General features: G+C 70.2%; 12 protein-coding genes. 5 read left to right on the top strand and 7 right to left on the bottom strand.

Annotation, left to right across the window (positions count from 1 at the left end; all coding sequences use genetic code 11):
* Positions 1-25: 25 nt before the first annotated feature.
* Positions 26-883 (bottom strand): glucose-1-phosphate thymidylyltransferase RfbA, encoded by an 858-nt coding sequence (gene rfbA, locus ncot_RS02515; protein WP_168616189.1) that lies wholly within the window; start codon positions 881-883, stop codon positions 26-28.
* A gap of 83 nt (positions 884-966) precedes the next feature.
* Between rfbA and rfbB the strand changes: the two genes are divergently transcribed.
* Positions 967-1,962 carry a dTDP-glucose 4,6-dehydratase gene (gene rfbB, locus ncot_RS02510; RefSeq protein WP_168616188.1) on the top strand — a complete coding sequence of 332 codons (996 nt, stop codon included), beginning with the start codon at positions 967-969 and terminating at the stop codon, positions 1,960-1,962.
* Positions 1,962-3,353, top strand: coding sequence for a bifunctional dTDP-4-dehydrorhamnose 3,5-epimerase family protein/NAD(P)-dependent oxidoreductase (locus ncot_RS02505; protein ID WP_168616187.1), 1,392 nt, complete (start codon positions 1,962-1,964; stop codon positions 3,351-3,353). The genes rfbB and ncot_RS02505 overlap by 1 nt, the downstream gene beginning before the upstream one ends.
* Before the next feature lie 102 nt (positions 3,354-3,455).
* On the opposite strand, the gene ncot_RS02500 is transcribed toward ncot_RS02505, so the two are convergent.
* The 6 genes from ncot_RS02500 to ncot_RS02475 all read right to left on the bottom strand — a co-directional run bounded on the left by ncot_RS02500 (position 3,456) and on the right by ncot_RS02475 (position 7,844).
* Positions 3,456-4,406: an NADPH:quinone oxidoreductase family protein gene (locus ncot_RS02500; RefSeq protein ID WP_168616186.1), complete on the bottom strand. Its 951-nt coding sequence runs from the start codon at positions 4,404-4,406 to the stop codon at positions 3,456-3,458.
* 131 nt (positions 4,407-4,537) lie between these two features.
* Positions 4,538-4,831, bottom strand: coding sequence for a DUF2516 family protein (locus ncot_RS02495; RefSeq protein ID WP_206065094.1), 294 nt, complete (start codon positions 4,829-4,831; stop codon positions 4,538-4,540).
* A 143-nt stretch (positions 4,832-4,974) separates the two neighbouring features.
* Positions 4,975-5,688 (bottom strand): hypothetical protein, encoded by a 714-nt coding sequence (locus ncot_RS19420; protein ID WP_206065092.1) that lies wholly within the window; start codon positions 5,686-5,688, stop codon positions 4,975-4,977.
* Between the two features lie 56 nt (positions 5,689-5,744).
* Complete coding sequence (locus tag ncot_RS02485) at positions 5,745-6,125, bottom strand: helix-turn-helix transcriptional regulator (protein WP_168616184.1); 381 nt, start codon at positions 6,123-6,125, stop codon at positions 5,745-5,747.
* 320 nt (positions 6,126-6,445) lie between these two features.
* Entirely contained in the window at positions 6,446-6,886 is a 441-nt protein-coding gene (locus tag ncot_RS02480; RefSeq protein WP_168616183.1) for a hypothetical protein, read from the bottom strand.
* A 1-nt stretch (position 6,887) separates the two neighbouring features.
* The gene (locus tag ncot_RS02475; RefSeq protein ID WP_168616182.1) at positions 6,888-7,844 is read right to left on the bottom strand and encodes an asparaginase; all 957 of its coding nucleotides are present in this window, start codon (positions 7,842-7,844) and stop codon (positions 6,888-6,890) included.
* A gap of 60 nt (positions 7,845-7,904) precedes the next feature.
* Between ncot_RS02475 and ncot_RS02470 the strand changes: the two genes are divergently transcribed.
* The 3 genes from ncot_RS02470 to ncot_RS02460 all read left to right on the top strand — a co-directional run bounded on the left by ncot_RS02470 (position 7,905) and on the right by ncot_RS02460 (position 12,224).
* Positions 7,905-9,680 (top strand): PQQ-binding-like beta-propeller repeat protein, encoded by a 1,776-nt coding sequence (locus tag ncot_RS02470; protein WP_168616181.1) that lies wholly within the window; start codon positions 7,905-7,907, stop codon positions 9,678-9,680.
* A gap of 162 nt (positions 9,681-9,842) precedes the next feature.
* Positions 9,843-11,069, top strand: coding sequence for an adenylyl-sulfate kinase (cysC, locus tag ncot_RS02465; RefSeq protein WP_240938032.1), 1,227 nt, complete (start codon positions 9,843-9,845; stop codon positions 11,067-11,069).
* Between the two features lie 201 nt (positions 11,070-11,270).
* Positions 11,271-12,224, top strand: coding sequence for a sulfite exporter TauE/SafE family protein (locus tag ncot_RS02460; protein ID WP_168616179.1), 954 nt, complete (start codon positions 11,271-11,273; stop codon positions 12,222-12,224).
* Positions 12,225-12,288: the final 64 nt, after the last annotated feature.

Below are 12,288 nucleotides of genomic sequence, written 5' to 3'. Positions count from 1 at the left end.
GCGACCTCGACCACCGAAGCAGGAGTCAGAGCAGGCCGAGCAGGTACTCGCCGTAGCCACTCTTCGCGAGCGGCTCGGCCACCCGGCGCAGGTCGTCGTCGCTCAGCCACCCGGAGCGCCAGGCCACCTCTTCGGGCGAGCCGATCTTCATCCCCTGGCGGCTCTCGATGGTGCGCACGAAGTTGCTGGCGTCGTTGAGGGAGTCGAAGGTGCCCGTGTCGAGCCAGGCCGTGCCGCGCGGCAGCACGCCGACCTGCAGGGTGCCCTCGTCCAGGTAGAGCCGGTTCAGGTCGGTGATCTCGAGCTCGCCCCGCGGAGACGGCGAGAGCGTCTTCGCCCGCTCCACCACGGTGTTGTCGTAGAAGTAGAGCCCCGGCACCGCGAAGTTGCTCTTCGGCTTCTCCGGCTTCTCCTCCAGCGAGAGCGCGCGGCCCTCGTCGTCGAACTCCACCACGCCGTACGCCGTGGGGTCGGCGACCTGGTAGCCGAAGATCGCCGCGCCGTCGATGTCGTTGAACCGGCGCAGCTGGTGGCCCAGCCCGGGGCCGTAGAAGACGTTGTCACCGAGCACCAGCCCGACCGCGGACGACCCGATGTGCTCCTCGCCGATCACGAACGCCTGGGCGAGGCCGTCGGGCGAGGGCTGCACGGCGTACGTGATGTCGACGCCCAGCTGGGACCCGTCGCCCAGCAGGCGGCGGAACGCGTCGGCCTCGTGGGGCGTGGTGATGATGAGGACGTCGCGGATCCCGGCCAGCATCAGCGTGGTCAACGGGTAGTAGATCATCGGCTTGTCGTAGACCGGGACCAGCTGCTTGCTGATGCCTTGGGTGATCGGGTGCAGACGACTTCCGGTGCCTCCGGCAAGGATGATTCCGCGCATGTCGCGCATCATACGGGCGAGGCCACCGCCCCGACCCGGACGACCACCACGAGCCGTGGGGGCCAGGCAATAGGGTGAGCCCCATGAATCTTCTCGTCACCGGCGGAGCCGGCTTCATCGGCTCCAACTTCGTGCACCACGTCGTCGCGAACACCGACCACACCGTGACCGTGCTCGACAAGATGACCTACGCCGCCTCCCGGGAGGCACTGGCCGAGCTGCCCGAGGACCGGGTGACCCTGGTCGTGGGCGACATCGCCGAACCCGACGTGGTCGACCCGCTGGTCGCCGCCGCCGACGCGGTCGTGCACTTCGCCGCGGAGTCCCACAACGACAACTCGCTCAACGACCCGAGCCCGTTCATCCGCACCAACCTGATCGGCACGTTCACGTTGCTCGAGGCGGTGCGCAAGCACGACGTCCGCCTGCACCACGTCTCCACCGACGAGGTGTACGGCGACCTCGAGCTGGACGACCCGAAGCGGTTCACCGAGGACACCCCCTACGCCCCGTCGTCGCCGTACTCCGCTTCGAAGGCCGGCTCCGACCACCTGGTCCGGGCGTGGGTGCGCAGCTTCGGCGTCCGCGCGACGATCTCGAACTGCTCCAACAACTACGGCCCCTGGCAGCACATCGAGAAGTTCATCCCCCGCCAGATCACCAACGTCATCGACGGCATCCGCCCGAAGGTGTACGGCGACGGGCTCAACGTCCGCGACTGGATCCACGCCGACGACCACTCCAGCGCCGTGCTGGCGATCCTCGAGCGCGGGCGGATCGGCGAGACCTACCTCATCGGCGCCGACGGCGAGAAGAACAACCTCGAGGTGGTGCGGCTGATCCTCAAGCTGATGGGCCAGCCCGAGGACGCCTACGACCAGGTCACCGACCGGGCCGGCCACGACCGGCGCTATGCGATCGAGTCCGGCAAGCTGCGCGCCGAGCTCGGCTGGTCGCCGCGCTTCGAGGACTTCGAGTCCGGGCTGACGGACACCATCGCGTGGTACCGCGAGCACGAGGACTGGTGGCGCCCGGCCAAGGACGCGACCGAGGCGTCGTACGCCGCGAAGGGACAGTGATGGCTGAGCTCACCATCGAGCAGACGCCCATTCCCGGTCTCCTCGTCGTCCGCCTGCCGGTGATGGCCGACAGCCGCGGCTGGTTCAAGGAGAACTGGCAGCGCGAGAAGATGGTGGCGCTGGGCCTGCCCGACTTCGGTCCGGTGCAGAACAACGTCTCCTTCAACACCGCGCGCGGCGCGACCCGCGGCATCCACACCGAGCCGTGGGACAAGTTCGTCTCCGTGCTCACCGGCCGGGTCTTCGGCGCCTGGGTCGACATGCGTGAGGGGCCGACGTTCGGCCAGGTGTTCACCATCGAGATCGACCCGTCGGTGGCCGTCTTCGTGCCACGCGGGGTCGGCAACTCCTACCAGACGCTCGAGGACGCGACGACCTACAGCTATCTGGTCAACGAGCACTGGCGCCCGACCACGGCCTACCCGGCGCTGCACCTGGGCGACCCGACGGCCGCGATCGACTGGCCGATCCCGCTGGCCGAGTCGGAGCTGTCCGAGAAGGACCAGAACAACCCGACCCTCGACGCCGCGACGGCGATGAAGCCCCTGCGCACGCTGATCCTCGGCGCCGGTGGACAGCTCGGCCAGGCCCTGGCCGCCGAGTTCCCCGACGCCCACGCGGTCACCCGTGCGGAGCTGTCGTTGACCTCCTCCGAGGACCTCAGTGCCTGGCCGTGGCACGAGTACGACGTCGTGCTCAACGCCGCTGCCCACACCGCGGTGGATGCCGCCGAGTCCACCGGGCGGGCCGACGCGTGGGCCGCCAACGCGACCGGTCCGGCGACGCTGGCCCGGTTGGCCACCGAGCACCGGCTGACGCTGGTGCACTTCTCCAGCGACTACGTCTTCGACGGCACCGCCGGCGATCCCGTCGGCGGCCACCGCGAGGACGAGCCACTGTCCCCGCTGGGCGTCTACGGCCAGACCAAGGCCGCCGGGGAGCTGGCGGTCGGGACCTCGCCGCGCCACTACGTCCTGCGCACCTCATGGGTGATCGGCGAGGGCAACAACTTCGTGCGCACCATGGCCCGGCTGGCCCGCGACGGGGCCTCCCCGAGCGTGGTCGACGACCAGGTCGGCCGCCTCACCTTCACCACGGAGCTGGCCCGCGCGGTCAGGCACCTGCTCGAGTCGGGATCGCCCTACGGCGTCTACAACGTGACCGGCGACGGGCCGCCGACCAGCTGGGCCGACCTGGCGGCCGAGGTGTTCCAGCGCTGCGGCCGCTCCCGTGGGGACGTCACGCCGGTGAGCACGCAGGAGTACGCCGCCGACAAGGCGTTGGCCCCGCGGCCGGCCAACAGCGTGCTGTCGATGGCGAAGATCGAGGCCACCGGCTTCGTGCCGCGCGACGTGCTGACCTCCCTGACGGCGTACCTCAACGCCGACTGACCCGGTCCGGGACGACCGGCGAGCAGGACGCCCCGGCGGCAGACCCTGCCGAGGGCCCGGCAGTCGACCCGCCGACCCCGCGGGTCACGCTGCCCCAACGGCTCAGGTGGTGAGCACGACCTTGCCGGTGGCCCTGCGCTGCTCGAGGCACAGCAGCGCCTCGGCGGCCCTGTCCAGCGGGAAGCTCGGCCCGACGACGGGCTTGAGCGCACCACTCGACAGGTGCGGCAGCATCGCCTCCCACTGGGTGCCGATGTAGCCGGGTCGCGGCATCGCGTAGGCACCCCAACCGACACCCGTGACCGAGATGTTGTTGAGCAGCAGCCGGTTGACCTTCACGGTCGGGATGTCGCCGGCCGTGAAGCCGATGACCAGGAGGCGGCCGTGCGGACGCAGCGTGCGCAGTGAGTCGGTGAACCGGTCGCCACCGACCGGGTCCACGACGATGTCCACCGACTGGCCGACTGCGTCCTTGAAGCCGTCGGCGAGGACGAACTCGTCGGCACCGGCGGTCACCGCGATCTCGCCCTTGTCCTCCGTCGAGGTGACGCCGATGACCCGGCCTGCTCCGAACGCCTTGGCGACCTGGATGGCGCTGGTGCCGATGCCTCCGGCCGCGCCGTGCACGAGCACGGTCTCGCCGGCCAGCAGGTGGCCCCGGTCGACGAGCGCGAAGTGGGAGGTGCAGTAGTTGAAGAGGAACGAGGCGCCCTCCTCGAAGCTGACCGAGTCGGGCAGCCTGAAGGTCAGGTGGGGCTGGGCCAGCACCTTCTCCGCGAAGCCACCGAGCATCGGCAGCGAAGCCACCCGGTCGCCCACGGACAGCCCCGAGCCCTCCGGCGCGGAGGCGACGACCCCGGCCACCTCGGCGCCGGGCACGAACGGCAGCTCGGGCTTGAGCTGGTAGAGACCACGGGACTGCAACACCTCCGGGAAGGCGACACCGATGGCTCTCACGTCGATGACGACCTGCTCGTCGCCGGTCGCATCGGGGATCTCGACGAGCTCGACTGCTTCGGGACCGTCGAGGCTGCTGATGTGGATCGCACGCATCGGGTGATGCCTCCGTTCGGTGGTGGTGGCTCGGGCGTGGCCCCAGCCTTCCATGCTGAATTCCCTGACCACCCCGGGGCCAGCGGTCCCGCGACCGGCCGAGCCCGACGCGCGACGTACGGCGTCTGCGGTCAGCGGCGGGTGAGCGCGGAGACCGCCGGGCGTACGTCGACGAGGTAGACGATCGCGGCCACCGAGCCGATCAGGTGCAGGAAGTTCAGCGGCGAGGCCTGGATCAGGATCACCTGCGCGGCCAGGGCGACACCGAGGATCGCCAGCCAGGCCGGCTTCGAGAGCTTGTTGGCGGCCGAGTAGGCCTCGGCGGGCCAGAGCAGGGCGTTGACGAACGCGAACACCTTCACGCCCAGGGCGATGAAGGTGACCGCGAGCACCACGTAGGCCTCGATGAGGAAGATGTCGAACACGGTCACCAGCCTACGTGCCACGCCGCGCCGAGGGGGAACGGCCGACGACCACAGGAAATCAGCACAGCCCCCGAGCCGATGGCTCGGGGGCTGTGCCGGTGGAGTCAGAACAGCGTCAGCTGCTCCTCCCCTGACTCATCTCTTCAGGCCTGCTTGGTCTCGGTGGCCTTGGTCTGGGTGGCCTGGGCCGCGGGGGCCTGCTTGGCGGCCGGAGCCTTCTTCGCAGCAGCCTTCTTGGCCGGGGCCTTCTTGGCGGCCGGGGCCTTCTTCGCAGCAGCCTTCTTGGCCGGGGCCTTCTTGGCGGCCGGCTTGGTGGCGGGCTTGGTCGTGCCGGTGGCGGTCTTCACGTCGGCGGAGACGGTGGTCTTCGTCTTCTTGGAGTCGACGTCGACGGCCAGCTCGATCTTGCGGAGCTTCGCGACAGCCTTCTCGCCGCGCTTGACCAGGTCGGTGTAGGTGGAGGTCGCGTCGGACACGGCGTCGGCGACGAAGCCCTGGGCCTTGGTCGGGAACGCCTTGGCCTCGGCCTGCAGCTCGGCAACCTGGGCCTCGAACCTGGCCTGGGCCTTCCTGGCCTCGGCCTGCAGCTCGGCGAGCTTCGCCTCCAGCTTGGCCTGGGCCTCCTTGGCCTCCTTGGTCACGGAGTCCACGCGGGCCGAGACGACGGTCTGCGCCTGCTTGTTCAGGTTCTTGGGCTCCAGGTCGATGGCGGCAACCTTCTTCTGCACGTCGGCAACCCGGGTCTGCACGTCGATGACGTACTGGCGGGCAACCTCGACCGCGAGGTCGGTGGCGCCGACGGTGGCGTAGAAGGGGCGGGTCGCCTCGGACTTGATGTCGAACTTGGCCTTGGCCATGTCGATCTCCTCAATGCTTGCGGTGCGATCCCCTCGGACCGCTCCAGGATGGATGGTCAGCTGTCGGTCTCGTCCGCGGCCTGGCCGTTGGTGGCCAGGAACGAGGAGTAGACGTCGAGCAGGGACTGCTTCTGCCGCTCCGTGAGCTTGGTGTCGGCGAGGATCGCCAGCTCCACCGAACCCCCCACACCGTCGACGGGACTGACGATCCCGGCGCGGATGTAGAGCTGCTCGGCCGAGATCCGGAGAGCCTTGGCAATTTGCTGAAGCACGTCGGCGGAGGGCTTGCGCAGACCACGTTCGATCTGGCTCAGGTACGGATTGGACACACCGGCCTGCTCCGCGAGCTGCCTCAACGAGAGCTCAGCGGAGGTCCGCTGCTCCTTGAGGTAGTCGCCGAGCGACTCGACTGTCTTTCCGACCATTCCCTTTGCCATGACTCCATGGTGCTAACTGCAGTTAGCAAAATCAAGTCGACGCACGCGTGGCCTTGCGCACACGCGACCGACTTTTCCCTTGCCCCACAGGTGATTGGATGTTCAACGAGCGTCGTACGCCGCGCTAGCTGCGGCATGCAGCGCGACACTCTGCGGCGGTCATTTCGACAGGAAGTTCGCGGGACGATGGACACCGTCGAGCGTGCCCGTCGCACGGACGCACCCGAACTTCCTGCTCAAATGCACGCCGCCGGCGCAGGTCGCGACATCGGGCGCGGCTGCCCCGGGACAGGGGCTCGGGATCGACGACGAGCCGGGCGTCAGGCGCGCAGGTGCGCCAGCGCCAGGCCGATGGGCATGGTCACCGCGAGCAGGAACAGCACTGCGCGGTACGCCCACAGCAGCACGCCGGCAGTCGCCGCACGGGTCGTCCACACGGCCAGCACCAACGTGGGCAGGAGGAGCAGGCCACCGACGTCGACGACGTACGGCGCACGGGTCAGCGACCCGACGATGACCAGCAGGTTGCCGGCGTTCCACCCGGCGTACTGCACCCACCAGGTCCGGCCACGGACCGGCGCCGGCGCAAAGGCCTCCTGGGCGCGCCCGACCAGGCACTGCGCGACACCGCCGACGAGGACGAGGTACGCCGCCAGCCAGCTGCCCTTGGCCAGGTCGAGGGGCGCCGTGGCTGCTGCGACCAGTCCGCCGGCCACCACCTGGGCGGCACCGGTCCAGTAGAACGTCGACGCCCAGCCCATGTCAGAAGGTCGCCCGGATCTCCCCCACCGGCTTGCCGCCGCCGAGCAGGGGCAACTGGCCGGTCGCGTCGATCGCAGCAGCGTCGACGCCGTCGAGGGAGGGCACGCCGGAGCGACGCAGGGCCTCGGCCATCAGCACCGGCCGCACCCGCGGGGCGCCGTCGTCGCACTTCAGCGCGAAGGCCTGGCCGTTGGGCAGCGCGACGGCGTAGCAGGACTCGGCGCCGGCCTTGCCGATCGCGCCCGGGATCGCCGTGAGCAGCGCGCGCTCGTCGCGGGTGGAGCCGGAGACGTTCTGCGGGAACTCGCGGATTGCTGCGGCGATGCGGGCCTCGGGGCCCTCGGCGGCCACGGCCAGGGTGCGGAAGGCACGGGCCAGGCCGGTCAGCGAGGCGGACAGCAGCGGCGCTCCGCACCCGTCGATCGCGACGTTGGCCACGGGCTCACCGGTGAGCTCGGCGAAGGTCTCCGCGATCCGCACCTGCAGCGGGTGGTCGAGGTCGAGGTAGGTCGCGGTGTCCCAGCCGTTGACCACGCAGGTGGCCAGCATCGAGGCGTGCTTGCCGGAGCAGTTCATCAGCACCGCGGCCTTCTCCCCGCCGGAGCGCAGGAGCGCCTCCTTGGCCGCGTCGTCCAACGGGAAGTCGGGCGGGCACTGCAGGGCAGACTCGTCGAGTCCGGCGCCGGCCAGGATGCGACGCACCGCGTCGACGTGGAAGGGCTCGCCGGAGTGCGACGCGCAGGAGAGGGCGAGCAGGTCCGGCGAGAGGTCGAGGCCCGCGCGGACCATGGCCAGCGCCTGGATCGGCTTGTTGCAGGAGCGCGGGAAGACCGGCGCGTCGACGGTTCCGACCGACCACTCGACCTCGCCCGACGCGTCGAGGGCGACCACGGACCCGTAGTGGTGGCCCTCCACCACACCCGAGCGGAAGATTTCGGCGACGACAGGTGCACTCATGTCCCCGACGCTATCGCTGCACGCGGTTTGAGGTGAGGGCACCCGGGTAGGACGGCCACCATGAGACGAACCCTCCTGGCCGCGCTCGCAGCCTGCATGGCGCTCCCGTTGGCGGCCTGCAGCGAGGACGCCGCCGAGCGTTCCGACCAGCCCGAGAAGATCGATCGCCCGGCATCCCTGGACGCAGGATGGTCGGCTGACATCGCCGACATCGGCACGCCGGTGCGCTCGGGCCGGTCCACCCACAGCGGCGGCGGGCTCACCACCTGGCACATCGGCTCGACGGTGGTCCTCCCCGGCACCAACGGCCTGGCCGCGTTCGACAGCGTGGACGGCACCCCGCAGTGGGAGCTCCGACTCCCCAACCGGCTGGGCCAGGTCTGCCGCACGTCCGACGGGCCGAACGGGGACGGCACCGTCGTCCTCCTGCTCGCCGACGACAGGGACTGCGACATCCGCCGCATCGCCGCAGTCGACACCGGCTCCGGCACGTTGCTGTGGCACCAGCCGCTCGGGGACACGAAGTACCTCTACGACGACGCGGTGCCGAGCATCACCGAGCGCACCGTCAGCATGCCGGTCAACTGCGACGTCGTACGCCGCTTCGACGCCCGCACCGGCAAGCGCCAGCCCGATGTCTTCCCGGAGTCCGACGCCTGCCTGAGCCACGTGGTGATCGGGCAGGGCCTGATGGTGGTCTCGCGCCACGACGCGCAGGACGGCACCGACACGCTGACGGCGTACGACGAGGAGTCGTTGCGCAGGCTCTGGTCGCGCACCCTCGACGAGCGCACCCGCGCCACCGAGGTCGTCTCCGACAAGCCCCTGGTCCTGGGCGTGGAGACCGGTGGTCACCGGCTCTTCCGGCGCTTCGACCGGGACGGCCGCCCCGGGGCGTACGTCGGCTTCGAGAGCAACGCGAGCTTCCCGACCGTGATCGGGATCCTCGACGGACAGTTCATCGTGTCCTACCCGATCGGGGTGCAGTCGAGCCCGTTCCACGGCTTCGACCTGGCCACCGGTGAGCGGACGTGGTCGACGCTGCCCGACCAGCCCGCGATCGCCGGCCGGTCGGGCGACGACCTGCTGACCCTGCAGTGGGTCGTGCCCGAGCAGGGCGACGACCTGCGCGGCCTCGAGCTCTGGGTGGGGCTCGCCGACCCGGCGGACCCCACGGACGTGCGGGAAGTCGGTCGTGTCCCGGCCAGCGAGAGGACCCTGTCGACGTCCCTCGGCTGGGCCGACGACCGCCTCTACACCATCAGCGGCAGCGAGCTGTCGTCGTACGAGATGGAGGACACGGGCGAGCCGCTCCCGCCAGCCCCCTCGCAGCGACCCACGACGTGGACCGACGGCGACGTCACTCCGGCTGACACGTTGAACCTCTGCGACCGGATCCGGCCAGCGACGCTGCGGGCACTGGGCTTCCGGACGGACCTGCCCCGCCCCTCGGGGTGCACCTGGAGCGAGTCGGAACGTCCCGACGACCAGCACAAGTACCTGAGTGTCGAGCTCTTCCCGCTCGCGGCACGCACGGACGCCGACGGCACCAAGCTGACCTCCGTCGAAGCGGCTGAGCGCCAGGTCGCGCAGTGGCGCGACGACAAGGAGATCAACTACGTCGGGCCGATGCGGCCGGTCGACGGGCTCGGTGACGAGGCGTGGCAGGCCAAGAAGGGCACCGGCACCACCCGGTTGATCGCTCGGCAGGGCAACCTGGTCGTGATCGTGCACCACCGGTTGGACGCCGACTCCGGCAGGGCCGCGGAGAACCTGCCCCGCCGGGTGCAGCAGGTCTTCAGCGACCTGGTCGCCGGCCTTCCCGACGCAGGCTGATCCTCCGCCCCAGCGCTGCCCGGGCCTGCCCCAGCTCGGCCCAGCGCATGCACTGCTGCGCGGCCGAACCAGCTCCCTGCAGGTTCGCGTGTTTCTCGCGACCATGGTCCACCCGGGCGTGCAGGCACACTGCCGACCGTCGCAGATGGCAGGATGGCGCCCGTGTCGACTCCCCAGAACCCTCACCCGCAGCACTGCCCCACCCAGCGCGAGCTGGACGATCTCGAGCTCCTCGTCACCGGTGCCTACGAACCGCTGACCGGGTTCAACGAGCCAGGCTCCCCGGTCCGGCTCGAGCTGCCGGCGGAGCTGGCCGAGGCGGAGACCGTCGAGCTGGTCGACCCGGAGGGCCTGCCGCTGGCGACGATCGATCGCGAGGGCAACGTCACCCACCTGGCCCACGCGGCGTACGGCCCCTTCCGTCGCCTCTACCTCTCCCCCAGCCAGGTGCGTGAGCAGCACGCCGGCGCGACGTTCGTCCCGGTGACCGCCGCGCTCACCCGGGCCGAGCTGGATGCCCTGCCGAGCTCCCGGCTGGTCCTGCTGGCACTGGTCGGCGCGGGCACCCCCGACGACCTCAGCCCGGTCGGCCTGCTCCGAGCCACCCTCGCCGCCGCGGACCTGCTGGACGACGCCTCCGTGGTGGCCGTGCCGCTGCCGTCCCACGACGACCCCTCCGCCGACCACCTGCTCGGGCACCAGGTCGTCGACAACTACGCGGCCGGCGACCCGGTGGTGGCACTGCCCTCGTCGTCCTCGGGGGTTGAGGAGGCGAGGAACGAGCCGTCTCGAAACCTTCCCGAGTCCATCCAGGCCATCGTCGACTTCGACCGTCCCGCCCCGGACGAGCGCGGACTGGTCCTCTTCTTCACCGGCCTGTCGGGCAGCGGCAAGTCCACGATCGCCCGCGCCCTCCAGGACAAGCTCCTGGAGCAGGGCCGCCGCACGGTCACCAGCCTCGACGGTGACGTCGTACGCCGGAACCTCAGCGCGGGACTGACCTTCTCCAATGCGGACCGCGAGACCAACATCCGCCGCATCGGCTGGGTGGCCGCCGAGATCGCCCGCCACGGTGGGGTCTCGATCGTCAGCCCGATCGCGCCGTTCGACGCGACCCGTCAGGACGTACGCCGGATGGTCGACGCCGCAGGTGGGGAGTTCTTCCTGGTGCACGTGGCGACTCCCCTCGAGGAGTGCGAGCGCCGTGACCGCAAGGGGCTCTACGCCAAGGCGCGAGCGGGAGTGATCCCCGAGTTCACCGGCATCTCGTCGCCCTACGAGGAGCCCGAGGACGCCGACGTGCGCGTCGACACCACAGGCCGCTCCATCGAGGAGGCACTCGACGACGTGCTCGCGGTGCTCCGCGACGAGGGCCTGCTCGACGTCTGAGCCGCGAGCCCCTTCGCGCCGGCCAACCGCTCGAGCTCTTCCTCCGCCCCCGCACGGAATCCTCGGCACGTCGCCGACGACATCCCACCCCCGGCACTCGGCTGCGGGGTCAGGGCACCGGATTGCGGCATGATCGGACCCACCCATTACCCTGCTCATCGCGTATACCTAGTGATTCACTCGACTTAAGGGACTTCATCCATGCCCGACATCTTCACCACGGCCGCACTCGCCGTGCTGTGCGTGTCCTTCGGGGTCGGCATCGTCGTGGGGCTGACCGGCATGGGCGGTGGCGCCCTGATGACACCGGCGCTGATCTTCCTCGGCATCAACCCGACCGCCGCCGTGGCCAACGACCTGGTCAGCGCGAGCATCACCAAGTCCGTCGGCGCCGGGGTGCACTGGCGCAGCGGCTCGCCCAACCTCAAGCTGGCGGCGTACCTCATCGCCGGAAGCGTCCCCTTTGCCTTCGCCGGCGCCTTCGTCATCGACCACTTCGGCGCGGCCAAGGAGCAGGAGGACTTCGTCAGGACCGCGATCGGCTGCGCGCTCCTCTTCACGGCGGCGACCTACACGTTCCGGATGTACATCCAGCTGCGCCAGGTGACCGGTGGCAACGAGGCGCCCAGGAGCGAGATGGTCGTCCGACCGATCCCGACGCTGCTGGTGGGGATGGTCGGCGGACTGCTCGTCGGCGTGACCTCGGTCGGGTCGGGCTCGCTGATCATGGTCGCCCTGCTGCTGCTCTACCCCACCCTCTCGGCGGTGAAGCTGGTCGGCACCGACCTGGTCCAGGCGGTTCCGCTGGTGCTCGCGGCAGCCATCGGCCACGTCATCGTCAGCGGCGTCGACTGGGAGGTGCTGATCCCGCTGGTGATCGGCGGCATCCCCGGCACCTTCCTCGGCGCCCGGATGGCCAACTGGGTCAGCCAGTCGGTGATCCGACGCGGCATCGTGATCGTCCTCAGCCTCACCGGGCTCAAGCTCCTCGGCGTCGCACCGGAGATCATCGGCATGCTGGGCGCGGCGTTCCTGCTGCTCGGTCCGCTCGCCTGGGGCTTCGTCCGCCAGACCCGCGGGCTACCCGCCTTCGACAACAACTCGGGGGCGTGGCGTGTCACGCACCACGCTGACAAGCACCAAAGCAACGACTGAACGAGACTCACGAGCGGTCGCCCGATACGATGACGGCTGCTGTCCAAGAGGAGAGGTCCCAAAC

Origin of the sequence: Nocardioides sp. JQ2195, assembly GCF_012272695.1 — a bacterium.
GTDB lineage: Bacteria > Actinomycetota > Actinomycetes > Propionibacteriales > Nocardioidaceae > Nocardioides.
The sequence above is the reverse complement of the archived record's forward strand: the minus strand, read 5'-3'. Positions and strand labels throughout refer to the sequence as shown.